The 24,617-nt window shown below is 67.5% G+C and carries 16 protein-coding genes; 8 read left to right on the top strand and 8 right to left on the bottom strand.

What is annotated here, in order from left to right; translation table 11 throughout:
- Positions 1-2: 2 nt before the first annotated feature.
- The 4 genes from drmB to ACFXI4_RS06885 are packed head-to-tail and all read right to left on the bottom strand — an operon-like array spanning position 3 to position 11,777.
- The gene (gene drmB, locus ACFXI4_RS06900; RefSeq protein WP_384988713.1) at positions 3-1,868 is read right to left on the bottom strand and encodes a DrmB family protein; all 1,866 of its coding nucleotides are present in this window, start codon (positions 1,866-1,868) and stop codon (positions 3-5) included.
- Positions 1,865-5,119 (bottom strand): helicase-related protein, encoded by a 3,255-nt coding sequence (locus ACFXI4_RS06895; RefSeq protein ID WP_384988712.1) that lies wholly within the window; start codon positions 5,117-5,119, stop codon positions 1,865-1,867. Before ACFXI4_RS06895 ends, drmB begins: the two co-directional genes overlap by 4 nt.
- Complete coding sequence (locus ACFXI4_RS06890; protein WP_384988711.1) at positions 5,116-7,020, bottom strand: UvrD-helicase domain-containing protein; 1,905 nt, start codon at positions 7,018-7,020, stop codon at positions 5,116-5,118. The genes ACFXI4_RS06895 and ACFXI4_RS06890 overlap by 4 nt, the downstream gene beginning before the upstream one ends.
- Entirely contained in the window at positions 7,017-11,777 is a 4,761-nt protein-coding gene (locus ACFXI4_RS06885; RefSeq protein ID WP_384988710.1) for a DEAD/DEAH box helicase, read from the bottom strand. The genes ACFXI4_RS06890 and ACFXI4_RS06885 overlap by 4 nt, the downstream gene beginning before the upstream one ends.
- Positions 11,778-12,900: 1,123 nt before the next feature.
- Between ACFXI4_RS06885 and ACFXI4_RS06880 the strand changes: the two genes are divergently transcribed.
- From ACFXI4_RS06880 to ACFXI4_RS06870, 3 genes are read left to right on the top strand one after another with little or no spacing between them, the layout of a single operon-like run.
- The gene (locus ACFXI4_RS06880; RefSeq protein WP_384988709.1) at positions 12,901-15,054 is read left to right on the top strand and encodes a helix-turn-helix transcriptional regulator; all 2,154 of its coding nucleotides are present in this window, start codon (positions 12,901-12,903) and stop codon (positions 15,052-15,054) included.
- Between the two features lie 3 nt (positions 15,055-15,057).
- On the top strand, positions 15,058-16,053 hold the full coding sequence (locus ACFXI4_RS06875) for a hypothetical protein (RefSeq protein WP_384988708.1): 996 nt from the start codon (positions 15,058-15,060) through the stop codon (positions 16,051-16,053).
- Complete coding sequence (locus ACFXI4_RS06870) at positions 16,050-16,928, top strand: DUF6339 family protein (RefSeq protein WP_384988707.1); 879 nt, start codon at positions 16,050-16,052, stop codon at positions 16,926-16,928. Before ACFXI4_RS06875 ends, ACFXI4_RS06870 begins: the two co-directional genes overlap by 4 nt.
- An 18-nt stretch (positions 16,929-16,946) precedes the next feature.
- On the opposite strand, the gene ACFXI4_RS06865 is transcribed toward ACFXI4_RS06870, so the two are convergent.
- Genes ACFXI4_RS06865 through ACFXI4_RS06855 form a run of 3 tightly spaced genes read right to left on the bottom strand, consistent with a single transcriptional unit; the run spans position 16,947 to position 19,704 of the window.
- Positions 16,947-18,299 (bottom strand): DNA cytosine methyltransferase, encoded by a 1,353-nt coding sequence (locus ACFXI4_RS06865; RefSeq protein WP_384988706.1) that lies wholly within the window; start codon positions 18,297-18,299, stop codon positions 16,947-16,949.
- An 11-nt stretch (positions 18,300-18,310) separates the two neighbouring features.
- Positions 18,311-19,306 (bottom strand): DNA cytosine methyltransferase, encoded by a 996-nt coding sequence (locus ACFXI4_RS06860; protein WP_384988705.1) that lies wholly within the window; start codon positions 19,304-19,306, stop codon positions 18,311-18,313.
- Complete coding sequence (locus tag ACFXI4_RS06855) at positions 19,303-19,704, bottom strand: very short patch repair endonuclease (protein WP_384988824.1); 402 nt, start codon at positions 19,702-19,704, stop codon at positions 19,303-19,305. Before ACFXI4_RS06855 ends, ACFXI4_RS06860 begins: the two co-directional genes overlap by 4 nt.
- A gap of 631 nt (positions 19,705-20,335) precedes the next feature.
- On the opposite strand from ACFXI4_RS06855, the gene ACFXI4_RS06850 reads away from it, so the two are divergent.
- The 4 genes from ACFXI4_RS06850 (at position 20,336) to ACFXI4_RS06835 (ending at position 23,172) form a co-directional block, all read left to right on the top strand.
- Complete coding sequence (locus ACFXI4_RS06850) at positions 20,336-20,653, top strand: hypothetical protein (protein WP_384988704.1); 318 nt, start codon at positions 20,336-20,338, stop codon at positions 20,651-20,653.
- A gap of 107 nt (positions 20,654-20,760) precedes the next feature.
- A complete protein-coding gene (locus tag ACFXI4_RS06845; RefSeq protein ID WP_384988703.1) occupies positions 20,761-21,939 on the top strand; it encodes a hypothetical protein in 1,179 nt (392 codons plus the stop codon).
- Positions 21,936-22,574: a hypothetical protein gene (locus ACFXI4_RS06840; RefSeq protein ID WP_384988702.1), complete on the top strand. Its 639-nt coding sequence runs from the start codon at positions 21,936-21,938 to the stop codon at positions 22,572-22,574. Before ACFXI4_RS06845 ends, ACFXI4_RS06840 begins: the two co-directional genes overlap by 4 nt.
- 4 nt (positions 22,575-22,578) lie before the next feature.
- Entirely contained in the window at positions 22,579-23,172 is a 594-nt protein-coding gene (locus ACFXI4_RS06835) for a hypothetical protein (protein WP_384988701.1), read from the top strand.
- A gap of 22 nt (positions 23,173-23,194) precedes the next feature.
- On the opposite strand, the gene ACFXI4_RS06830 is transcribed toward ACFXI4_RS06835, so the two are convergent.
- The gene (locus tag ACFXI4_RS06830) at positions 23,195-24,214 is read right to left on the bottom strand and encodes an SEC-C domain-containing protein (RefSeq protein ID WP_384988700.1); all 1,020 of its coding nucleotides are present in this window, start codon (positions 24,212-24,214) and stop codon (positions 23,195-23,197) included.
- A gap of 77 nt (positions 24,215-24,291) precedes the next feature.
- On the opposite strand from ACFXI4_RS06830, the gene ACFXI4_RS06825 reads away from it, so the two are divergent.
- The gene (locus ACFXI4_RS06825; RefSeq protein ID WP_384988699.1) at positions 24,292-24,582 is read left to right on the top strand and encodes a DUF1905 domain-containing protein; all 291 of its coding nucleotides are present in this window, start codon (positions 24,292-24,294) and stop codon (positions 24,580-24,582) included.
- The last annotated feature ends 35 nt before the right edge of the window (positions 24,583-24,617 follow it).

The following is a 24,617-nucleotide window of genomic DNA, read 5'->3' as shown; positions in this document are numbered from 1 at the left end:
CGTCAGGGATTCAGGATGCCGGCGAAGAAGCCCACTTCGGGGTCGTAAGGGGTTCCGACGAGCAACGCGCGGTCCAGGAGGATGTTGTTGTGCTCGCAACTCGTCTCCGGGAGCATCACGCAGGCATGGCAGGCCGCCAGGTTGACTCCACCGGCGCCGGACGCCTCGGTCTCCATACAGAGCGGGTCCGAGGAACACCACTCGGCACGGCGGACGGCCGAACGGACCGTGCGAGCGAGAATCTCGGGTTCGCCTTGGGCGACCAGACCACCCAGGCTGCCTGCGGAGTCGCTAGTCGCCGTGTAGATGAGCGCCCCCGCCATGTCGTCGGCGGAGTACAGACGCTCGCGCAGGGACGCGGCCGGGTAGCCCGCTTCCAGGCTCCACTCGTTGATGAGGACGTGGGCCAGGGTGTGCAGCAGCACCATGCGGGGGGTGGCCGGGGAGGTGATGACACGGCTCGGGTCGTCGGCCCGCTGCTCCAGCACCCGCTGGTGGGCGGTACGCATCCGTTCGATCCGGGCTGCCACCGCCGGGGCCTTCTCCCAGGCGTCCAGCCGGTCCTCGTCCAGCCGGAGGAAGACGCCCTCGCCACGCACCTCCATGGCCGGGAGCCAGCGCAGGGTGTGTTCGGACAGTGGCATTTCCTTGGTGTCGGTCGTCGAATCGGCGTCGACGAGCCGGGTGAACGCCTTCAGGGCGCGCACCTCGCGGAGCTTCTTGACCAGCATCGGGCCCGTGACACCAAGTGGATCGAGCATGCTCTGGTCGCCCAACGGGGTCTCGCAGACGAACTGCTCGTCGCGGGTGTGCTCGCTCTCGTCGTTGCCCGCCCGGAGACGCTCGTACTCCTTGTTGCGCAGGGCGCGGTAGCGGTGGTCGAAGGTGGGAGCCACCTCTCCGTCGGGGTCCTCCTCGCGCTCCGCGTCGAGCAGTGCCATCACCTCGTCAAGCGGTACGGGAGAATTTCCTTTGAAGACACCTTTGAGATAGATCTCGACATGGTCGCGCTCGTCGTACTCACGAAGCGCGTCCCAGTGTTCGGCGAGCGGATCCGCGCGACCGTCGCTCCATGGAGGGATGGAGAGCGCCGACTTCAGCACCGGTTGCCATACCGCCGAAGAACCGCGCTGCAACGTGCGCATCGGGAGTCCGCACTCCTGAGCGGGCGCGGAGGCACCGAGCCATGGGCGGGGACCTCGGCACTTGAGGCCCAGGTCCTTGAGCGCGTTCCTGCGGAAGGAGCCCTCCATCGAGACCTCGGGAGCTTGCCCACAGGTGCAGGACACCAGGATGGAGCGGAGCGAGGCAGTGTGCCCTGATGTGCGCAGCTTGAGCTTTCCCCCGCACTGTGCCGTCGGCGAGGCACCACGTTCTTTGGAGCGGTGCACCCACGGCCAGTACGGAAACTCGCCGAGGTGTCCGGCCTCGCAGGCGACGACGAAACGGGAGGGGACCAGGTCGACCTCGCAGGTGCCGCAGACGCTTCTACCGGTAGGCGGGTTGAAATCGCGATGCCGCTGTAGGTCGTTGCACTCGGGGCAGGAGTGCATCAACGGGAACCGTCGGACCCGTAGCCCGTCCCTGCTGGTGTCGTCGGAAGCGGGCGGCAGCCGGAAGTAGTCGACGTCGAGAAGGCGGGCCAGGCGCCGTTCGTGGATCCGTGGGGACTCGTCACGACTCCAGCTCTGCTCGGCCTCGTCGAGCCCCGAGACGATGAAGGACTCGTGATCAACGGCGATCAGCGAGCCGACGCCGTATGTGGTGATCGCCTGGGCGCGACGGACCGCGCCCCGCCGCGGAAAGCTGTGGGCGGGTGCGGCGCCGTTCGTACTGGTCCGGCGACGGCGGGCGGGAGGCGGGGTCATCGGGTTCCCTCCATGAACAGGGCGGTCTCGGCGTCGACATCACGCAGGCTCCACAACGTGGACCACGCGTCCACGTCTTCGGACTCATCGTCGTACGCCTTCAGCAACGAAGGAGTACGGCGACCCCTCTGGGGTTCGAACAGCAGGCCGCTGTGGATGTCGGCTTCTTCGCACCACCACTCGACGAACTCGTCGAAGGCCCGGGACACGGCGTAGCTCTCCTCCGGGGTGACCGCCTCGACGCGTTCCAGGAGGATCGACTTGATGTGGCCGCGAAGCACGTCTTCATAGGACTCGACCTGGCCCGCGCCCTCGTTGGGTCGTGCGGCGGGGATCATGATGCGGGCGAGGGCAACGATCACCGCGTGCAGGCCCCGGTCACGGGCGCGGGCTGAGAACGGGGTGACGGAGGTGGACTCGACCTCGCGGTACAGGGCCGAGTGGAAGTGCTGGAAGCTCTCGTAGTGGGAACGATCCCTGGATCGCGTTGAGTTGAGCATGACCGCGACCAGGCCGGGGTGCGCGCGGCCTACCCGGCTGGTGGCCTGGATGTACTCGGCGGTCGTCTGGGGCTGTCCCATCACGGCCATGAGACCGAGCCGGTCCACGTCCACGCCGACCGCGATCATGTTGGTGGCCAGGAGGACGTCCACGGCGTCGTCGTCGGGCCAGCGCTTCTCGATGCGCTTGAGACGGGTGGGGATCTCGCTGGCGTCGACACGGCTCGTCAGCTCCGAGTAGTTGGCGACCGAGCGGACCTCCACCCCCTCACGCTCGGCGAGCAGCTCCAGGTAGGCCACCACGTCGTCGTGCACCTGGAGTTCGGCCGCGGACAGCAGCCGGAGGCTGTTGAAGTAGCCGACGAGACTCCAGTACGCGTCGCGCACCTCGTCCTCGGTCTTCGCCTGCTTGGTCCGATGCAGGAGGGTGGCGTACGTACGAATCAGCAAGGTGGACTGGCTGGTGCCGGGGGCCAGGAGGCCGACGTAGCGTCGGCTGGCTTTTTCCTCGCGGGGCGTCTCCACGGCGAACCACGAGTCGCGGGCATCCAGGCCGGCGGGTGGGAACTGCCGTACTTTGCGGGCGAAGAGGTGGCGTCCCTGGTCGGCGGCGCGGCGGATGGTCGCTGTGGAGGCGATCACCTTGGGCCGGTCGGCGAGGGCGTCCACGGCGGTCTCGTAGAGGCCGGTGAGAGTTCCCAGCGGCCCGGAGATCAGGTGCAGTTCGTCCTGGACGATCAGCTCCGGGGGAGGAGTGCCGTCGGTCGGGTCGTCTCGGTTGAAGAGCGCGGAGGTGGCCGGACGCCACGGCATCGAAGCGAACTTGTCCACGGTCGCGATCACCAGGGTCGGCCGCGCGTCGTACACTGCCTCGTCGATCAGGTGGACGGGCAGGCCGTCGGCGAAGTCGCAGCCCACGCCGGGGCATCGGACATGCATCCTCTTGGCGTCCTCGTCGACTTCGTAGTTGCGTGCGTCGAGGCGGGTCCCGCACCAGGGGCAGGCGTGCATCTGGACGGGATTCTCCGTGGCGAGGCGCTTGTCGAGGTTCCTCTGCAGTTCGTCGAGCTTCATGCCGGCGGCGGTCAGCGTGTTCGGGGTCGCAGAACGCCCCACCCACATGCCGACGGAGAACTCCTCATGACCCAGCTCGGGCGTCCGGCGTCGCATGTGCTCCATGGCGCAGAGCAGAATCGCCGCCCGTTCGAACTGTTGGAGGGTGAGCAGCCGCAGCGTGTAACGCATGAGGACGGTGACGCCGCCGCCGTCCGCGCCCTTGCGGATGCGACGCAAGAACGACGTGAGGGCGATCAACCCGAGGTAGGCCTCCGTCTTGCCACCTCCGGTGGGGAACCACAGCAGGTCGGAAACCTGCCGATCGTCGTGCTCAGGGTCGTCGATGCCGGCCAGACAAAGCAGCAGAAAAGCGATCTGGAAGGGGCGCCAGCGGCCGGCGGCCGGGGTGGGGGCGCCTACCCGTCCGTCCTTCACCCACTTGCTCCGGGCCCGCTGGTCCGCCATGGCGCGGTTCGCGAGGCGGAAAGCACGCATGAGGTCGGGCTTGATCCGCAGCAGCCCGATGCCTTCACGGATACGGTCGAGAGCCTCGTGGCAGGCTTTCACTTGGTCCCGTGCGGGTTTCTCGTGGACGGTGCCTGTCAAAGCGTTCGCTTCGGCCGACTTACGGGCGATCCAGTGCTCGTATCCCGTGGCCAGCCCTTCCAGAGCGGCCAGGACCTCGGCATCGGACTGCTCGGCCAGCCCCAGCATGGACAGCGCCGAGCTGTCGATCTCCGGATTGGAGTCGGTGAGCAGCACCTCCACGGTGGGCACGAACTGGCTTCGCACCTCCGGGACAGCGGGCGTGACGGTTTCGGTCATACCGATCGGCTGGGGAGTCCAGTCCCACTCGGCAGCGCATCCGTGGCCGACCACGAAGGTCGGGGCGTGGCGGTGCAGCAACCGGCTCGTGGCGATCTCCGGGTCATGGGCGGCGGCGGGGGCTGGACGTTCGACGAACGCGCTGGAGTCGTCCGCGGCCCGGACGGTCAGACCACACTGGAACAGAGAGAAGGCGTCCTGGAGGTCCCGCTCGCCGATTTTCTGCGTATTGATCAGGGTGACCGTGACGGTGACCGTGTTGTTGACCCGATCCAAAGGCCGGACGTTGACGTGCAACGCGGCCTCCGGGGTGAGCTCGATTGTCTTCTTCGGATCGGGTTCGGTCACGTCGACGTGCTGGTCAGGAAGCACGAGTTCCCTGCGCCGCCACTGCTCCCGCTGGGAGGCGGTAGTACGGGCTTCGGCGCGGCGGGGCGGCACGAGCCTGCCGTCGGCGTCGGTGGGTTCGTAGACAGCCGCGCGTGCAGAGATCACGATCACACGGCTTATGGTCGGGCGGACCGCGAAGGTGAGCCCCATCGAGGAAGGCCGCCTGTCCCCCGAAGCACCGACCTCCTGCGCGGTGCCGGACTCCTCGACGTCTTCCCGGGTCAGCAGAGGCGCGGCGTCCAGGCCTTCCTGCTCGGCGGCGTCCTCGTCCTTCCGTTCCTTCGCGGCCCTGTCCGCGGCACGCGGATACAGCACACCGGTCAGGTACCGGTCGATCGGTGCGTCCTGGGTGAGCACCTCGCCCCGATCGTCCGGCGCGGCATCCGTGGCGGGGCCGAGAAGTTCACGGCGGAGCCCCACCAGGAGTTCGTCGTCCCGGACGCGGTAGTGCTCGGAGTGTGGGCCTGGCACCTGCGTCATGCGCGCTGCTCCTCGTAGTTGTCGGCTCTTCGGTACCGGCCGATGCCGGTGATGCGCGGGGCTATCCAGACGCCTCGCTCGCCGAGTCCTGCGTTCGTGCCGGCGGCGGTGCTGCCCGTCACTGTCTCCAGGGTGTCGATCCGCAGGTCGTGGATCTCGTCAGGCCACCAAGGATCCCAGGTGCGGTTCACCTTCTGTACCTGGAAAAGATCCTCGCGGAACCGCTGCGAGGCCTCCCCGATCTCGTTGCCGTCGTGCATCAGGGCGTACGGCGGGCTCTCGACCTCGCTCATCGGCAGGTCGTGGCGCTTGCGCAGCAGCACCTCGTTGCCGGGGCGTACCTGTTCCAGTAGATACGTCTGGGTGGCGATGGCGTCCCCCTGATGGTCTGGCGGGTCGATCCGGCACACGTCGCCCGACTCGGCGACGATCCCGTACCGGTCGTACGACCTCCACGATCCGAGGTAGCGGCGGCCGCCTTGCCGGCCCCCCGCCCTCCTGAAGAGCGGCAGTTCAGGAGCGGCCACGTGGTACAGATCCTGGCGGGCGCGCGTCATGGCCACATACAGGGCGCGGGCTTCGGCGGGAAGGTCCAACTCGTCCTCGTACCGCTTGTGGAGCTCGGCGAGGGGCGGCGGCGTCAGGACGATCACCCGGTCGAATTCCAGGCCCTTGGCCCGGTGCACCGTCGAGACGACGATGCGGGCGTTCTCCGGGTCCGCCGCTTCGTCCGGAAACCTGCCTTCGGCAACCGCGCGGCGCAGCCGGTCCAGATCGAGCACGCCGCGCCCCGCGCCGCGCGCGACCCTACGCAAAACCGTCCACAGGGCGGTGGCGTCAGGTTCGTAGGGAAGAGGGATTTCCGAGAGGAGCCTACGGAACCGGTCGTCAGTGAGGCCGGTCGCCTCCGTGCGCCGCAGCAACTCGGCGACCCAGTACGGCACCGGACGCTCCTCCAGCGGGCGTCGCAGCCGGTGGTCGATGCCGTGCGCGTGCAGCAGGCTGGAGACCACGAGGGCCTGCTGGTTGTCGCGGGTGAGGACGGCGCAGGTGTCGGAGAGGTCCCGCAGGCCGTCCAGGGTGAACTCGTCGTCGAGGTCGCCCAGGCCGTTGGCCGGATCCAGCAGGAGATCGCGCAGTTCGTCGTAGAGACGCCCGGCCTCGTCCGGGTCGGTGACCTGCTGGAGAAGGGGGCCGTGCGACAGTGCTACCCGAGCCTCGGCGGTGGTGGCCCGGAAGTTCCGGGTGAGACGCAGTTCCACCAAGTCGTCGGGGTAGGAACAGCGCAGCCAGTCGAAGAACCGACCGGTCTCGTCTGCGCGTTCGCCCAGGTCCTCGATCTGGAAGCCGTACACGGACTGGGCGGCGTCTCCGACGACGGTGAACCCGCAGCTGTCCTGGTACCGGTCGAGAAGCGTCTCCACCAGCTCACGGCGCCCGCCCAGCAGGTCCTGCACCTCGTCGATCACGACATGCGCCGGCGGCACCGCATCGCCCACTTCCAGCGCGCCCTTCTCGATCGCGCGGGTCGCGGCGGCGATCCGCTCGTCGAAGCCGACCGCACCCCACTCGCCGTCCGGGTGCGCCTGAAGGAGCACCTCGTAGGCCCACGCGTCGAAGGTACGGGCGCGTACCCGGTGGGCTCGTTCGCCGTGCCGGGTGATTCGTTCGCGCAATTCCCGGGCCGCCGCTCGCGAGAAGGTGAGCACCAGGATCTCGGCTGCCTCCAGCGCCTGTTCTGAGTCCTCGTGGCCGCACAGTGAGTCGAGCCGGCGCACCAGGGTGTGCGTCTTGCCCGCTCCGGCGCCCGCGGTGACCAGGACGCGCGCATCCCAAGGCTGCTCGACTACGGCCAGTTGCTCGTCGGTGAGCGGAGGGCTGTCCTGGTAGACGTCGGTCACTTCCGGCTCCAGAGGTGCTCGAACTGGGTGAAGGCGAGGTGCGTGTCGAAGTTGGCGATGTTGTCGCTGACGTTGAGGATCAGGCAGCTTTCCTTGCCGCCGTTGAGTGGTCCGCGCAGTCCGCGACCGATCATCTGCTGGTACACGTTGGTGCTGTAGACCGGCCGGGCCACGACCACGACACGAGTGGCAGGTGCATCGAATCCCTGGGTGAGCACACCGTAGTTGGTGAGGACTCGGATGCGTCCGTTTCGGAAGCTCTCGATGCGATTACGGCGGTCTTGCGTGCTGGTCGTCGAGTCCACGGCGGCGGACGGGACACCACGGTCGTTCAGCATGGCGGCCAGGTATTTGGCGTGGTCGACGGAGGTGGCGAAGAGCAAAGTCGGCCAGTCGTTGGGTAGCTGGGCCACAGAGTCGACGATGCGCCGACTGCGTGCGTGGTCGTCGGCGAGCCGCTGTTCGGCGGAACGGGAGAGCACCGCCATGCGATCGGCGTGTGTTTTCTCGTCCCTGGTGAGTTCGATACGGCCGCCCTCAAGGGTGCGGTGCTCGACCTGGGCGAGCATGCCCCAGTCCTGGAGATCGCGATACGGGTCTCCCGACGGGAAGACTCCCTGGTCGAGCCGCCGGTTGCCGAAGCGGCTGACCAGGCGGCGGGTCTCCTCCTCATTGGTGTTCCGGAACGGGGTGGCGGTCAGGCCGAGAAGATGCCGGCCGGTCTCGTACTGGGTGAGTCCCAGCTGGCCCAGGATCTCGGTGTACCGCTTGGAGATGGCGGTGTGCGCCTCGTCCACGATCACCAACGCGGCTTGGCGCAACCAGGCGTACTGGTCTGTGGCCAGGCACCGTTCCAGCTTGGCATCGGTGGCGACGACAAGGTGCGGGTGATCGACTACGTTCCCGACCTCGCTGGTGCTCCACAGCCGGCTGATGGTGAGCGGGCGTTCGGCCCCCACCTTGCTCCAGACGAACTTCCAGCTCTGGACGGCCTGTTCGCACAGCTCTTCGGTCTGCGCGATCCACAGCAGTGGACCCTTGAGGTCTCCGACCCGCTTCACCCAACGGATCACGGCCTCGGCGGTGACCCGGGTCTTGCCGGCACCGGTCGGAAGGGACAGCATGCCGCGCTGCGGGGCCAGCCGGTCGAGCATCGTGGAGATGTTCCGGACCAGGTCCTCCTGGTAGTCATGGAGGCGAGGGAAGTCCCGCGGGCCCTCCACTGTCTCGAACGGCGGCAGGGAGGGAGTCTTCGAACCGGCGAACGAGACGGGCAGCCTCATCTCCGACACGAACGCGATGGCCGCCGACGAACCCCCGTACGCGACAGGCGCATTGGGAAAGCGCGCCTGGATGTCCCGGGCGTGCTGTTGGAGTACTCCGTCACCGTGCGCGTTGAACGCCATCTGCGCGATGCGGCGCCCGGACGGCTCCATGCCGTCGGTCGCCTGCATCTCGGCGTCCATCAATCCCTCGGGGAGACCGGCCCGGAGCGCGTCGGCACCGATCAGCAGCTCGATCTTGGTCACCACGTCCGCGGCCTCGCGCACCGCATTCTGTGCCGCCTTCAGCTCGCTGTCACGAGCCATGCGGTCCTGGTGCTCCAGGACCGCGCGGCAACCGGCGGCGCCGAGACCGAGACCGAGTTCGCGATCGATGAGAAGCAGCATCGGCTCGGGCTCCAGCGGCATGCGGACCTTGACGGTGCCGTCCTGGCGCACGGCGTCCAGAGGGGAGGCATGCGTGCCGTTGGGTGTGCGGATGACCTCTTCCAGCTCAGTGCACCGTTGCACCATGCTGTTCCGTTGTCCGCTGTTCAGGCGCTGCCGCAGGGCGGGGAACAGCTCGACGAGCGGAACGGCGTCACCCTCCGGTTCCTCCCGGGTCTCTCGGCTGATCACGTCGGCATAGCGGAGCATCCCCCACTTCTCGATCATCAGCTCGGCATCCTCGGCGGTCGGTACGAGGAGTGCGGGGAGCTGCTCGGCACGGAGCGCCCGGTATTGAGCGGTTCCGACGGCGATCGTGATCTCGCCGTCGGGACGGGTTCCCCAGACGTCGCCGATCCGGCAACGCGTCAGGGAGTCCTCGGGGAAGTCCGCGCCGAACCGGGTCAGCATCACGTAGGTGGCGCCGACGAAGGAGTCGTCCTCGCTACGGGTCACTTCGTCGAGGAGCGCGTCCCAGCGGTCGGCGGGGACCTCGTCGACGGTGGTCGGAAGCCGCAGCCTGCGAGCCTTCTCAGGGGAGATGTCGGCGACCGGCAGCACGTCCCGGTAATCGGCGAGCTGGGGGCCGACGGCCTCCTTCAGCGGCTTGATCCCCTGGGAGGTGGCGACCGTGCCGTGCTTCCACAACATCCACCGGATCGGCGAGGCTACCGCCTGGCGGGTGCTGCTCTGCGCGCCGATCTGGCGGATCCAGTTGTCCACCACTGCGTCGTCGGGCAACACCTTCAAGAAGGCCGCGCGGGACTCTTCGGAGAGGGCGCGGAAGAGGTGGAGCGGACCACCGATCGCCGCGCCCTCGACCTTCATCCGACTCAGTGTCGGGCGCGGGGCGCGACTGTCCAACCCACGCAGGTAGCCGGAGTGGACGGCTTCGCGGTACTCCTCGAACCACTCTTCGCCCGCCTGGGGCTGCACCCCACCGGACGGTCGCTCCCGTAGACCGACCTGGGGGAAGAACGGGGTGTCGTCGGAGTGGAACTTCATGTCGACGGCGACGCTCGGGTCACGCTTCGCATCGACGACGTCACCCGGCAGCATGCAGTCCTCGACTGGCCGGAACCGCCCATCGGAGGTCTGCACTCGGAGCGTCGAGCGCGGAGCGGGCACCCGCTCCAGGACCTTGTGGGCCAGCCGACGGACCCCCGCCTGGCGGAACAACTCCCAGAAGCGCTCCCAGTCCGAGTCGCTGTAGTGATCGAAGCCCTGGTCGAGGACACTGACGAACCTGCCCTCGACATCGGCCTCGCGGATGCCCAGGGTGTTGAGGGCATGAGCGAGTGACGGATCCTGGGCAAGCTCGTCGACCACGTACACCAAGGCCTCACGCAGCCCACCCTGGTCGGCCCGGCGGAACACCCTGCCGGGCACCGGGGCGACGAGACCGTGCTCCTCGGTGAGCACGATGTGGGACTTGCGGGCTTCCTCGGCGTAAGGGGACCGAGCCTCGATCATGTTCGCGAGGATTCGCACAGCCACCGCCGACGACTCGGGGGTCTTGCTTTCGACCAAGGCCTCCAGCCACTCGCGGACGTGCGTCCTCTCGTGCCCGGCCGCGCCGATGATGTGCTCGACCTTTCCGGAACGTAGTGCGTCTGCTTCGACGCTTGGGTGCAGCCAGTTCGAGGGGCGCCCGGGGCATTGGTTCCACATCCGCAGCCAACTGGACAGTTTCTTCAGGTCCCTGTCGAGCCGCGGGTGGATCCGCAGTTGCGTGGGGACGCGCAGGACGCCGTCCTGGTCGGGCAGGGACGGCCGGTCTGCGGTGCGGGCCCAGATCTCCCGGGTCAGAAACTCGTCGGCCCAGCTGATCGATTCCTTGACACGGCCGGGCAGTAGGGGGAGGTAAGCGGCGGGGTCCTCGGCGGGTGCCAGGGCAGGAAGGGAGTCGACGACCAGCTGCGCCGCCACCCGGATCATCTCCTGGTTGAACGGGGAGGAGTCGAGGAGGTTCTGCCTGTCCTCGTTCGTCTTCCAGGCTCCGTTGAGGATGCCGCTCAACGACATCTCGTACTTGGTCGGGAAGAAGGACCAGAACGTACCGCGGCCTCGGGTCCGCGAATTGATGTACAAGCCACTTTCCGGATCCTTCTCCAAGGCCGGAACACCCCATGAAAGGTCGAGTGAGAGCCGGCCGTGGAGCTCGCCGGCGTCCTCCCGGGCCGCCGGACCGGGAGTATGGGTGGTGGTGAACACCCGCCAGCGGATGGTGTTGGTTGCCGCGTTCCGCTCCTCGGTCACGGTGTGCAGGTCGCCGACCTGTCGAGACGTCAGAATTCGGCGAGCTGACGGGAGATGACGACGGTCCTCAAGGACGACCCGAGCGACATGCGGGGAGAAGAGCTGGAAGCCCACGGGGAACTCGTCGCGCGGCTCGCCGTTTTCCTTGGCGCGACCGCCGTGCATGTCCAGCCCGAGCCGTCGGTCCGCCTTCGACAGCAAGGGCAGGCGTACGACGGTGGTTGCCCAGGTCAGCAGCTCGTGCAGGACAGGGTCGGCGGTTCGCTCGGCCTGCATGTCGAGTGGACGGGCCATCCGCAGCACAGGGGCGTCGAATTTCTGACCGTAACGAGCGGCCACGCCGGGCACGTTTTTGATTTGCTCGAACGACCAGGCGCGGTCGAACCCGAAACTTCCGGTGCTGCTGAAGAACTCCGGAGCGTCGGTTACCACGAGGACTGACTTAACGCCTACTCCGAATCTTCCGATCTGGCCTCCACGCTTCTTCGACATACTCATTCGAAGAATTGTTTCCGCGCCCTCGGGAGTGACTGGATTTCCTTCGTTCGCACAGTAAAGATGTGTCGCTGTGAGGACGACTTGGATTCGACCTCCGGGTTCATCCGCGATTTCGTCGGCGGCATTTTGAATAAGCTCAAAGAGTTGGCGATCGCCATACCCGCCCTGACTGATGCGGCGCTCTCCATTGGCATGTTCGGCTACGAGCCCGGGGTCTACGGCATAAGTTTGCAGGACGCGCGAAGACTGCTCAATCACGGTTTGAATGACCGGAGGGAAAGAAGATGGCATTGTCCAGCACTCCTGAGGTGTCAAGCGGTAGGACGAAGATGTGTGCCGTGACGGGCCGGCTGTCGATGTCGTAACAGCCGGCCCGTGGACGTGCGAGTCCGAAGAGCCTGGCGGCGATGGCCTGCGAATCTGTTTCTGCTGGTGAGGGCGCGCGCAATCAGGTTTGGGTCCGAGAGGCTCCTGGCCACAGGTGACGTTGTAGGGCGGTCAGACAGAGGGCGTGGTGCCGTCGGGGGGTTCCTGAAAGTATTGAGCCATACAAGGAAATCTATTGACAAAATCATCTGCGCACGGGTGACCCTTGAGAATGTCCGCCGCAGTCTTCATCTCCACCTCCCCCATTGCAATTTCAAGTTCGAGATGGTGCCGCCCCCGGTCCGAATCCAAGTCATATCCGTAGTACTCATCCATTGAAAGATACCCCTGTCGGTTTCGTTGTCGCAGGGGTGCAGTGAAGCCCAAATGCCCCCCGTGGAAAATTAGGCGTGCGAAATACTCTTGCCGAATGAGCGTAGCAGCTTGCAAACCCGTGTGACCAGTTCCTCAATTTTGATTGAGCAAAGGCTCGTTCGGGGCTAGGATGGACCTGTGGCTTTTGACCCTCGGTCGATTTTGGACAAGGGGGTATCCCGGCCGCCCGATCTCCTTGAATTCGCATTCAGGTTCACCGGCGGGGCGAATTTTTCACCGTTACTCATATTATCTGGTGCCGATCTCGGAGTCAACCAACTGGCCCCGGATGTGGGAGAGTTGACCTCGTTGAGGTATCCGTACAGGTCAGGCGGCGGGGTGTGGGCGCGGGAACGGGCACCGTGATCACGAACGTTCGTGCCGAGCGGGCCTGCGGGTGGCGGCTGCCCGGCGCTGATACTCGCGGATGCTGGGCACGAGGCAATGACGCGGGGCATGCTGACGGAGAAGTTGGAGTGTCCGTAACTGCTGGAGACGCTCGCTCAGGCGCTGATGGAAGCCGAACTGCCTTGAACAAGTTTGTCGATGTGTATGGGCTGGCGAAGGTCAGTGCTCGATCAACTGCTGGTTGACAGTGTTCAATGCGTCAAATTAGCCTCCTGGTCTACGGCATGCGAGCTGTACGCGGCTCCAGGGAAAGAGCAGGTGGCACGTGGATACAGGCGAGGAGTTCGGGCCCTGGTTGGCCCGACAGCTCAAGCTCGCGGGGAAGACGCAGGCCGAACTGGCCGACGAGCTCCAGCTGACTCGGGCCGCCGTGTCCGCGTGGATCACGGGCCGATCGACGCCTCGCCCCACTGTTATGACGGACATCGCCAAGGCGCTCGGCACGGACGTGGGGACGGTTCACACCCGCACCACTGACACCCAGGCCGGCCTCCCGGTCACCTGGTACCACCGCCCCGGCTACCACGACGGTGGCCGCGACATGGGCAATGCCGCGGCCTTCGCCTTCGACGCCGACGTGCAGGTCCTCGCCCGCGAGACTTGTCAGAACAGCCTGGACGAGCGTCTTACGGAGAACGGTCGCCCGGTCCGCGTCCGTTACACCCTGCATGAGCTCACCGGTGAAGCCCTGGACTCCTTCCGCGAGGCGATTCTCTGGAACGATCTCTTCCCGCACTACTCCGCCGTCTCGGAGGCCGCCGCCAATCAGAAGGTCGGCCGGGTCGTGGACGCCGGTGTGCGCGACATGTACGAGAAGGGCCGCTTGGTCCTGCTGCGCGTGGACGACTACAACGCTTCCGGGCTCATCGGCGACGATTACGCGGACGGCAAGTTCGCCGCCGTTGTCCGGCGCCAGCTGGAGAGTCTCAAGTCCGGTCCCGGCGCGGGTGGTTCGTACGGTCTGGGCAAGGCGACGCTGTGGGCCACCAGCGCCCTCGGACTCGTACTCATCAATTCCACTCTGTCCGTGCCTCACGAGGGACGAACCGAGCGAAGGGTCATCGGCCGTCTCGAACTGCCGTGGCGGGAAGTGGACGGCGAGCCGTACGCGGGCCCGGCCTGGTTCGGGCGCCCCGATCCCGATTCGCCCGGTGCGCTGGTCGCCCGTTCCTGGTGGGCGGACGAGGAGACCGTCGCACGCCTGCATCTGACCAGGGAGAGCGACGAACCCGGTACCTCCTTCCTCATCGTCGGCGCGCACGACGTCGCCAGCCTTGAGAGCAGGTCCGACGCCGACGAGGAGGCCGGAAGTGTCGAGGACGGCGACGAGGACACGCGGGACATCCGCAAGATGCACGGCCGCCTGGTGGAGGCGCTGGGACGTGACTTCTGGGCCGCGATGACCGGCGGCGGCAGCAGGCTTCCCCTCCTGGAAGTCTCTGTCCGTGCCTTCCAGAACGGCAAGGAGGTCGTGCCGGAGAAGCAGGTCGACCCGTCTGTCGAGCAGGCCACCCGGACTCGTGCCCTCAGGGCGCACTACGAGGGCACCACAGTGGACCGCCTCACCGAGGCCGGGCAGGTCGCGGCGCGGAACGTCCCGCTGAAGCTGCCGCTCTCCGGTGGTTCCCATGGGACGCTCGGCACGCACCAGGCGGTCCTGCTCGTCACCGAGGCCGACGGGGACAGGGACGGGGACGGGGGAAAGAACCAGGTGCACTCGCTGCGCGGCAACCGCATGACCGTCAAGAGGGCCGGCGTTCCGAGACTGCCGCTCGGGACCAACCCCTTCCAGGCCGTTCTACTGGTGGGTGAGGCGGCCGGAGAAACCGCTCCCTTCGCGAAGGAGGCCGAGGAATTCCTGCGCGCGGCGGAACCGCCTGAGCATGACCGCTGGGGACAGACGGAGGAACTGACTCTGCGCTGGTCCCCGTCCGCGTATCGACGGATCAGCGCGCTGACGGCTGAGGTGAACAATGCCGTCAGGGAACTTGTGGCGCGTCCGAAGCGCAGCAGCAGCCGCGAGGGCGGTGAGGCCGTGCGCAAGGCGTTGACCGTGAAATCGAGGCCCAAGGCCAAGGCACCCGCCGGGCCGGTGGTTCCGGTGCTGGACACGCTCGAGGCGACAGTCGGCGACGACGGAGAGTGGCGGATCACCGCGGAAGTGAGCATCCCGCGTGGCGACGAGATCGTCCCGATGGTGCCGGTCGCGCAACTGGATGTGCGGTCCGGAGGCCGTCCGAAGCTGGAGTGGGCGGAACTCGTGGCTGTCGAGGGTTGCGAGGTGGAGGGCGGGACCCTGCGCTTCTCTCCCGGCGCGCGTCGCGCGAAGTTCCAAGGATTTACCGATGTGAACAGTCACCCGGTCAGGACCACGCTCACCCGCCTCGTCGTCGAACTCCGTGCTGGAAAGGGGGAGTGACGCGTGAAGATCTACCCGTACAAGCGGCTCAACCGGCCGGTCACTCTGAGAGTGACCTCGGTCTCCCTCAAGCTTTCGGACGGCACCCGCGACCAACTGGAGACCACCGCTTACTCGGCCCAGCAGCAGTCCGTCGCGCTCGGCATCGCGGGCCATACCGACTGGGTGAGCGCCACGATCGGCCTCTCGGCGACGCTTCCACCCGGGGCGAACGCGCCGGACGCGGCCTGGTCCGATCTGCGTGTCCTCGCCGTGCTGACCGACGGCGAGACCAACGTCCGCACCTCTGCGGATCTCACGCTCGACGCGGAGGGCGGACGGGACTGGTCGGGATCACTGGAGGTGCTCCGCGACGACCACTTGGGGCGGGCCTCCCTCGCCGTCTACGCCGTCGGAACGGTGGACGGAGTGCGCGGACGGTCGATCGCCGAGACCGACCGGAGCTGGATCGTCGACACGGTCTCCGACGAGCCGGTCCGTGGACTCCAACTGGAGGTCCAGACGGCATCCTTCAAGAGAAGTTCCCGGGAGTGGCTTCAGACCTACGCGGACGCGCCCTGGATCGTGGACGTCTCGGCCCGAGTTCCCACGGTGTTCGTGAACACCGACGTCGAGGGTGTCATCGGGCTGCTGGACAGCAACGGCTCGGGAGTGGACAGCAAGGTACGTGACCTCTTGGTCGCCCAGATGGCCACCGACGTCTGGACCGCGGTGTTCCACGGTGCCATCGGCGATCTGGAGGTGGAACCCGGTGGGAGCCCCGTCTTCCCCACCGACTGGCAGGGTGAAGTGCTCCGGGAGATGCTCCCGGACGTCGTTCCCGGCGTACACGTCGAGGAGGCCCTACGGCAGGTGCACCGTCGGCGTACCGGTGAATCGGGCTGGGTCGAACTGCAGACTCGTATCCATTACGCGGCGGTCCGCCGTGCCGATGCCACCAAGGCGCTTGCCTATGTGATCCGCAGTCTGGAACAGATGAACCGGGAGAGCGAGACGTGATCACCCAACCGAACCACGTACCGGAGCGCCTGGCGCTGCTCGCCACCTCGGCGGTCGATCCGTTCCTCACCGAAGAGCTGCTCAGAGGCGAGCAGATTCACGGCGGCATCGACCTCGCCAAGGTCGTCGAGCCGCTTCCCGAGGATGACGCCAGATGGTGGGTCGAGCCGATCCGAAGCCTGGTGGAAGACGCCATGTTCGAGTTCCGGGAGGACCGCACCCGAGCCGACGCATGGCTCGCGCCACGGCTCCATGCCACGTTGCGCCTGACACGGCGAGAGGCGGCGGACAAGCGCCTGTGGAATCACCTGGCGTTGGCGGTGGCCCCCGACTATGTGGTCTGGCGTCACCTTTCGGAACCGACGGCGAAGAAGCCGGAAAGGCGTGTCGCCGCGGAGCGCTTCCGAGGGCCTGCCGATCGGCAGTGCTTTTCACGTCTGTGGTGGGCGGCGGAGCTGTTCAGGAACGGGGCGGACTACGAGCCGGTCGAGGCAGCCTGCGGAAACCAGGACCTCATCCACAGCGTTCTGAAGAAGGAGATGATTGACCACCGTCCAACTGCGCAGGCCATGATCCGCCTGTTGAAGAGCGGACTGGTCACCACTGGGCGAGAGGTCGACGGCCTCAGTGTCGCGATCAACGCGGCCGGTGCAACCCTGATCTATGACATCCTCGCGCCGGATCACTCCCGCAACCCCGTCCATCTGCGGGACTGGATCGCAGAAGCGGAATCAGCACCACCGGTCGAGCGGTACGAACTCCCGAAGGGTCCTGACGAGGACCCAGTCCCGGAGGAGTCTGTGGACGCGCTCACCAGCTACTTCGCAGAGCTGTTTGAGACCGCCCCGGTCAGGGGCCGGAAGACCGCGGATTGACCTGGCGCGGCGGCCGGGCTACTTCGTCGCCGCCTTCTTGCTCTTGCGTGGGCGCATGGAAGAAGGCGGCGGCACCTGGTCCTTGGCCTGCGGGCACCTGCCGGTGCAGTGGTCGGCCGCGCCGCAGCCATCGCTTCGAAGCTTGGCCCGCTGTTCCTCGGTGGCCGGCTGCCACGGCTTCCTCAGCGCCTCCGGGTCCGGCTTGGGTAGACCGAGAGCGGAACTCAGCAGGTGCGCACCGAACAGGGGCGGTACAGCGTTGCCCACCTGCTGAGCCTGCGCCGTACCGGACCACGGATAGTCCGGCGGGAAGCTTTGAAGCATGCCCGCTTCGTTCATACTGAACCGCGGTCCTTCGTAGACGATCTTCTCGTCCAGGTGCTCGAAAACCACGAAGCGGGAGATGCGGCCGGTGACGGTGGTGGCGGGCTGCTGGTCGGTCCGTACCCCACGCCTTCCCGGATGACCCGAACTGCCGTAGTTCGAGCGGACCAAGAAGGGAATGACACGTCCGGGATGTGAGCCCACCGGGTCCGAGAGGGCATCACGCATGGACCGCCAGGGGAGCTTGTCGTCGTTGTTGTTGCTGCTCGACGCGCTGCCCTTATCAAGGGTCGGCTGAAGGTCCTGGTCGGGTGCGCTCGTCCCGTTGGTCCGGTTCCATTCCTTCGCATCATAGGAACGGTGTGTAGGAGAGGGGAGTGAGGGTTTGCCGAGCCCTTCGCGCCGAGCGATCAACACCGCGCGAGAGCGCGTCTGCGGTACCCCGTAGGTCTCTGTGTCCAGAACGCCGACGACAACCTCGTATCTGGTCCCATCGGGGAGTCCTGTCTCGGCCAGTACCTTGGCGTAGTGCTCCCAGAGCGGAGCTACTGCGGGGACCTGTTCCAGGACGATCACGTCGTACGGGCGGTTCTCACGATTGGGACTCCGCGTTGCCTGAATCGCGTATCGGAGAGGTTCGAGGACCAGGGCGGTGCGTGGATCGGGGAGATCCTTGAGTTCTTCGTCGATCTGGTTGTCGGAGTCACCTGGCATCAGACGATCGATGTACTTCTTGACCCTGTCCAGGGCCTGGCGCCCGGCGCCGTGCCCGGCCACCGAGTACGTCTGGCACGGAGGGCCACCGGCGAGCACGTTGATCTCCGGCGGCAACGACTCGAAGGCATCCCTGCGTACCGCGCTCACGTCGGCGTGAAGGGTGTCCAGCCCGGCGGCGTACCGGGTCAGGCAGGCGTTTCTGTCCCACTCGACACCGAGACTCGGGATGTCGAGCGAGTGACCGGCGACGTCCAGCCCTCCGGGACCTGCGAAGAGGTCAAGGACGAAAGGCTGGTCGAGGATGGGCTTGTGGGACGCCGTGCTGGTCATGTGGCCGAAGTCTAGCCGGCAGCGGGGACTGCTGGATCCCGAATCAGGGCTGCGGCGACAGCCCTCCCCAGTGCCTCTCCCACCGGCGGTGGTGTCGCGTGTCCGACCTGGCGGTAGCGGGCGGTCTTGCGCCCTGTGATCTCCCACGTCTCGGGAAAGCCCTGTAGCAGCGCGGCCTGCTCAACCGTGATCTTCACCATGTTGTCCTTGCCGAGCTCGGGGTTCCAGACGAAATCGGCGTCGGGCACAACGTCGCCCACAGTGTGACCGTTGACACCCATGGTCGCCCAGGTCCGCTTGGCTCCCGTAGGTCCCAGATCCGCGCCGCCCCGGTTCTTCGAGCCGCCGACCAGAGTGGGGGCCGGTCGATCGGCCTGAGCGACCCAGCGGGCGGCGTCCGGCCAACCTCGTGACGCCATGGTCGGTCCCAGAACGGCACCGACCGTCGTGGGCTGCTGCACGGTCGGTGCCGGTGGCCGGAATGCCGCGGCCCACTGCCGCTCGATGGCGACGAGGACGCCCTGCTTACGGTTCTGCGGCACGCCGAAGTCGACCGCGTTCACGACGAACCAGCTGAACTCGTATCCCAGGTGGGCCAGTTCGGCTCGCGCGAAATCACGAAACTGCTGGTAGGCGTCCGAGTGCGCGAGCCCGGGCACGTTCTCGATGAGCACCGCGCGAGGCCTGATCGCATGAACGAGGTAGACCGTGGCCGTCAGCAGGTGCTCCTCGGCTCCCGAATCCGCGCGCCCGACGGTTGCACTCGACTTCACCCGCGGTAATCCGGCCGAGAGGAGGTCCACGTCGAGGCTCTCGGGATGCTCCGCCGGGTCGAAGTCCATCAGGTCGGCGTGAAGCACATTCCAGTGCGGTCGGTTGGCCCGCAGGGTGTCGACAGCGAGGATGTCCTCGTCCAGCAACAGACGTGGCTCGTAACCCGCCCGCTCCAGTCCGAGGGCGAGCCCTCCCGCCCCCGAGCACACATCGACGAAGGTCAGTCCGCTCATACTCTTCTCCCCCGGGTCGCTTCCGTCCGACGCTGCTGCACAGCCGCCGCCACGCGTACGGCCACTTTCCCAGGAGCCTCGTGCTCCCAGAATCGCAGCACCGTCCAGCCTTCCGCGATCAGATGCTCGGTCGTCTCCCGGTCGCGGGCCATGTTCCGATCCAGCTTTCGGCGCCACCAGTCCGCATTGGCCTTGGGGTGAGTGGCGTGCTGGGGACAGCCGTGCCAGAAGCAGCCGTCGATGAGAACCGCGACCTTGGCCCGGGTGAAGGCCACGTCGATGCGTCGCCGGGGCATGCCCGGCACGGGGTACTCCACGCGATAACGCAGTCCGGCCGCGTGCAACAGCCGTCGTACGGCCAGCTCGGCCTCCGTGTCTTTGCTCGCCTGCTTGCTCATGCGGGCGGAGACGGCAAGAGAGGAGGGGGCGAGATTGGGCACGGGATCATCTTGCCGGCGTAGGCGGACCTGCGTGTAGCCAGGGAAGAACTCACCCCACTGGGGTGGGTGACGTTGCCAGAGGGGTCGCCCGCTTCTTTCTTGGTGTCGTGCCTCCGCGTCCCGCCTCAAGGGTGCTCCAGCATGGGGTAGAAGCGAGCGGGCGGCCCGGGGAGAGTGGGCGGCTTGCCGGATTGTGCTTGGGGTGGGCTCGCGGCCGGGGTTGGGGCACGCCGGGTGGCTGGGCGGCGGTCCGGGCGCGCCTGTGGTGGTGGGCCGTGACAGGCGTGGCGTGCAGTTGGGGCCGGCCACGGACTGGTGGACGTGCCGGCCGTCTGCCCCGAGATGAGTGCTGGGTGCGAGCGATTGAGTGCACTACGAGGCGAGGACGGTCGGTGTTTGCCACCCGCGAGTACCGCAGGCGGAGCTGGTGGTGACGCCGGCGCAAACTCCCGCGAATGCGAAACGTTGAGTGGATCTTGACGGAAATCCGGCTGGAGTCGGACCTTGCCGGGCCGCTGGCGTCGAGTCACTCGTGTCGTCCTGCGTCTCATTGGTGGCCAGGGGGCGCGGCAGGGGGCGGAGGAGGGGGATGAGCGGCGGCGGTAGTGACATATTCGTCGACTTCGATGTGCTTCAGCGCGTTCGGCACGACATCCAGCGCATCGGCGAGATCATGCAGCGGCCCGGCCGGGAGATGGATGAGGTCGACGGCGCGGCCATGGGCGTGTTCGTTCTGGCCACGAGGATGAATGACTTCGGCGACGAGTGGTCGTACGGGATCAAACAGATCGAGAAGTTCTCCGACGCAGCCGTCAAAGCGCTCGACGGGATACGGAAGGCCTTCGAGGGCCTCGATGACCGGGTGGCCGAGGAACTGCGGAGATCACGGGAGGTCGGCTCGGTATGAGCGACCTCTTCTCGTGGACCTCTCCTACCCAGTCCTCGCCCTTGCGGGGTGAGTTCCTGGCCCTCGGGTTCGTCCCCTGTCCTGGTGATCCACATGCTGCGCTGCACGTGGCGGACATCGTGCGGCGTACGGCCGACGCCCTGCACGAGATGTCCGACGTGCTGCACGGCACCGGGGAGGGTGACTGGAAGGGGCGTCACGCCGAGGCCTTCCGGGAGCGGTTCGACGCCGATTTCCGGCCCCGGGTGGACCGGGCGAGGCGATCGTTCGGCAAGGCGGCGACGGCGCTGAGCGGCTGGGCCAATGCCATGCCCGAGTGGCAGCGCAAGGCGGCTGTTCTGGAACGGCGGGCGCAGGACGCTCTGGATGCCCGGCACACGGCCGAGCAGCGGCTGGCAGGGTTGCCGCCCTCGTTTTTGGTCGAGCCGAAGACCGAGGACGGCGCCGGGGGCGGCAAGCTGGAGAAGAACGAGGAGGACAGGGCCTCGGCGGAGCTCGCGATCGCGACCGCCCGGGCAGACTTCGACCGGGTGCTCGCCGAGGCACGCAATCTCGCGGTCGACTTCGACCTCGAAGGCCGGGCCGTCGCGAGACGCCTCGACAAGGCGATGAACATCGCCCCGGACGAGCCCGGTGTGTTCGAGAAGCTGGGAGACGCGGTCGTCGGGATCGGAAAGGCTCTGGATTCGATGAATCGAGCCGCCGCCGATGCCGTGAGCGCGGCCGTGGGCGATGCCGTCGAATGGCTCACTGAGCATGCGAACTCCATCGCCGCGCTCGGCGACGTACTCGGGACCGTCAGTGCGGCCCTCGGCGCGATCTCGCTCGGCTTTGCCTTCGCCGCTCCGGAGACGGGCCCGCTGGCGCCTTTGCTTCTCGGTGGGGCCGAGGTGCTCGGGCTCGCCTCGGGCGGCTTCTCCCTCGGTGCGCTGGCGGTGCACGGCGCGGCACGTGCCGTCGGTGGGGGTGACGTGGTCTCGAACCGGACGCTGGCCGAGGACGCTCTGGGTGTGCTTCCCTTCGGTGGCGTTCTCAAAGGCGCCTCGCGTGTGGCCGCCGAAAGCCGTCTGGCTGTCGGAGCGGCCAACTTCGGCCTCGTGGACACCGTTGCGGCATTCATGGGGGATCCGACCGCACTCGGATACTGGGCTCCGGAGAGCGGGCGGCAGGTCGCGGAGGACGTGGTCGTTCCCGGTGGCGCGCTGCTGGTGGCTTTCGAGAACGCCTGGCACGCCGGTGGCGAGAAGGACAGGGCGGCTCGGGAGAAGGAGCAGGCGTCGCGATGAAGGAAGCGGAGATTCCGGGCCATTTCGACGGGCGGGGCCGCGTCGAGTTCGGCCTGAGCGGTCTGGAGGCGGGACAGTCCGACACGATCACCGCGATCGGGTTCGAGTTCGGCTACGACCTCGTGGGGACCGAAGTACGGAGCAGGAGCACGATGAGCCTGGTCTTCGTACGGAACGACTCTCCGACAGCTCGTCAACGGGCAGTGCAGACCCATGACCGACTCCGTGCCGGAGGACCGCTTCTCATGGCGTGGGCGGTTCAGGCGCCCGGCGAGGGGCAAGCGGCGCCGCAGACCACCCTCACCGCCGTCGAACTGGCGTCGAAACGCCGGGGCCTCGCCGCCTACGAGAGCAACGGCATCCGCGGGCTGGTCGTCCTCGTCGCCGTGCTCAGCGTGGGCTGCCTCGTCCTCGCGTGGGCGCTGCGCCACGGACCTTTCGCAGCTGTGGTGCTGGCGGCGCTGTTCGCCGTGGCCCTGGCGGTCCTGGCGGCGTTCGTTCCCTCTCTGACGAGGCGTTGGTACGAGAAGAACCGGCGGCTGGTGGATCTCTACGACCAGCAGCGAGCCGGCGGTGTGGGGCCTCCGCCACCGCCTCCCGGATTCCCTCCCAGCCACTACGGCCAGGGGGGATAGAGCGGTGATACGGGTCGACTTCACGCTGCCCGCCGAGTTCCAGGAGATCCCTCTGGAGGCGGTCGCCACGGCCGGTGAGGGCGAGGGGCAGACGAACGAGACGGCTCGGATCCTGCGGCGCATCTCGCGTTTCCTGAGCGATGTCGGCGTGGTGTACGCAGCCAACTGCCTGCACACCGTCGAGGGCCGACCCTCGCTCGGGTCGCTGGCCGTCGCAGTCGTCGACCATCCGTACGGGCACAGTGCCGCCACGGCGGCACGAGGAACCGTGCAGGCCGTCCTCGAATCGAGGGGGGAGGGCTGGAGCGGCGGGGTCTTCCATGCTCCGTGCGGTCCGGCCGCCGTCTTCACCGGTGGCCGGACCCAAGTCCTCCCCGCTCCGCTCGCTTCGGACGGCGGTACCGGGCGCGCGGAGGTACCCACCGCGCAGTTCCACGCCATGATCCCGGTTCCGCCGCCCGAGGTGGGTGGAGAGGGCCTGCAGATGTGCCTGGTGGCCTTCTCCACGCCTCAGGTCGCCCACTGGGAGAAGTGCTACGCCCCGGTCGTCGCCGGCATTCTGCGGAGTCTGCGTTTCTCCGGTGACGGCCGCCCCTGACCTCGTCGGCGAGGAGGTCGCCTCAGGCGGTGGGAATTCCGTGGCACTCCGCGTATGCCTGCCCCACCCCGCACCAGCAGTCCGACGTCCGCTGCGGCGGCCAGGCCACCGCCCGTCCACGGGCCGCCAGTGTCGTCGCGTACTGGGGGAGGAGGGTCATGTCCGACGGGGACGAGCCCTCCGAGGCTGCGAAGGCCTCGTAGGAGGGGACCGTGGCCGTCACGATGCCCAGGTTCGCCGTGCCGGAGGCGGAGAGTTCGCGCAGTGACGACTCTATGGTCGCGAGGTGTTCGGGGTGGGACGGGTACTCCGTGGACAGGTCCGGGTAGGCGGTGAGGAGTTCCGTCAGTTCCTGGGCCGGCCAGTGCAGGACCGCCACCGGGAAGGGGCGGGAGAGGGCCTCGCGGTAGGTGCCCAGCTCCGCTCGGAGGCGGGAGATCTCCGCTTCCAGTTCCTGCGGGTTGTCGGAGCCCAGCGACCACACGCGCTTCGGGTCGTGGAGTTCGTCCAGGGAGACCGAGGACGAGTGGAGGGTGTCGGCGCGGGCGTCCCAGTCGTCGTGGGGCAGGCCCAGCATGCGGCGGACCCGGTGGCGGCCGAACAGCACCGGGTGCGTGGCGCGAGGGGGTTCGGTCACGTTCGCGAGGAGGAGGGTGGCCGCCTCCGTGAACGTGTCGTGCGCCGCCTCCAGCTCGTCGTGGGACTCCAGGGACTCGGCGACGATCACCCAGGGGGCCGGGTCCCGGGGGGCCGTGACGCGGATGCCGTCGATGATCGCGCGCGCCTCGGCCTCGTGGTCGTACTCCCACAGGTTCGAGGCCTTGAGGGCTCGGACCAGCGGCGCGTTCTCCAGGGTGTCCGGGGTGGAGAGCAGGCGGTCGTAGAGCGCGGTCGCGGCGGGGCGGTCGTCGGACAGTTCCAGGTGGGCCGCGGCCTGCAGGAGCAGTGCTTCCGCGTCCTCCGGGTACAGGCCGGCGGTCCGCTCCAGGCGTGCCGCTTCGGCGGAGTGGTCGACGTTCTCGGCAGGCGTGTCGGGGCGCATGAACGACACCGTACTGCCCGTCGGTGACAAAGAAGAGATAGAGATGGAGGACAGTCCTTAGCGAGGGGAGTCGTTGCGTGGAGTTCGTGTTCGGAGGGCAGGTCGTCGAGTGGCGGGGGCCCGCTCCCTACTACTTCGTGCCGGTGCCCGAGGAGGAGTCCGAGGAGATCCGGGGCGTCGCGGCCATGGCCTCGTACGGGTGGGGCGTGATTCCCGTCGAGGCGAGGGTCGGTGGGGTGGCCTTCGAGACGTCCTTGTTTCCCCGGGACGGCGGGTATCTGCTGCCGCTGAAGAACGCCGTGCGCGGGCCGCAGGGGCTGGGGGCGGGGGACGAGGTGCGTGTGGAGATGCGGGTTCGGTTGTCATAGGGGCGGCGCCGGGGTGCGGTGGGCCCCGGCGCCGC

Origin of the sequence: Streptomyces sp. NPDC059224, assembly GCF_042754285.1 — a bacterium.
Classification (GTDB): Bacteria; Actinomycetota; Actinomycetes; order Streptomycetales; family Streptomycetaceae; genus Streptomyces.
This window is presented reverse-complemented; position numbering and strand designations above follow the sequence as displayed.

What these genes read in the sequence shown, in the direction of transcription:
- drmB (WP_384988713.1), bottom strand. Translation starts at nt 1,868, where the DNA reads ATGACCCCGCCTCCCGCCCGCCGTCGCCGGACCAGTACGAACGGCGCC.
- ACFXI4_RS06895 (WP_384988712.1), bottom strand. Translation starts at nt 5,119, where the DNA reads ATGACGCAGGTGCCAGGCCCACACTCCGAGCACTACCGCGTCCGGGAC.
- ACFXI4_RS06885 (WP_384988710.1), bottom strand. Translation starts at nt 11,777, where the DNA reads ATGCCATCTTCTTTCCCTCCGGTCATTCAAACCGTGATTGAGCAGTCT.
- ACFXI4_RS06865 (WP_384988706.1), bottom strand. Translation starts at nt 18,299, where the DNA reads ATGACCAGCACGGCGTCCCACAAGCCCATCCTCGACCAGCCTTTCGTC.
- ACFXI4_RS06860 (WP_384988705.1), bottom strand. Translation starts at nt 19,306, where the DNA reads ATGAGCGGACTGACCTTCGTCGATGTGTGCTCGGGGGCGGGAGGGCTC.
- ACFXI4_RS06855 (WP_384988824.1), bottom strand. Translation starts at nt 19,704, where the DNA reads ATGAGCAAGCAGGCGAGCAAAGACACGGAGGCCGAGCTGGCCGTACGA.
- ACFXI4_RS06850 (WP_384988704.1), top strand. Translation starts at nt 20,336, where the DNA reads ATGAGCGGCGGCGGTAGTGACATATTCGTCGACTTCGATGTGCTTCAG.
- ACFXI4_RS06840 (WP_384988702.1), top strand. Translation starts at nt 21,936, where the DNA reads ATGAAGGAAGCGGAGATTCCGGGCCATTTCGACGGGCGGGGCCGCGTC.
- ACFXI4_RS06830 (WP_384988700.1), bottom strand. Translation starts at nt 24,214, where the DNA reads ATGCGCCCCGACACGCCTGCCGAGAACGTCGACCACTCCGCCGAAGCG.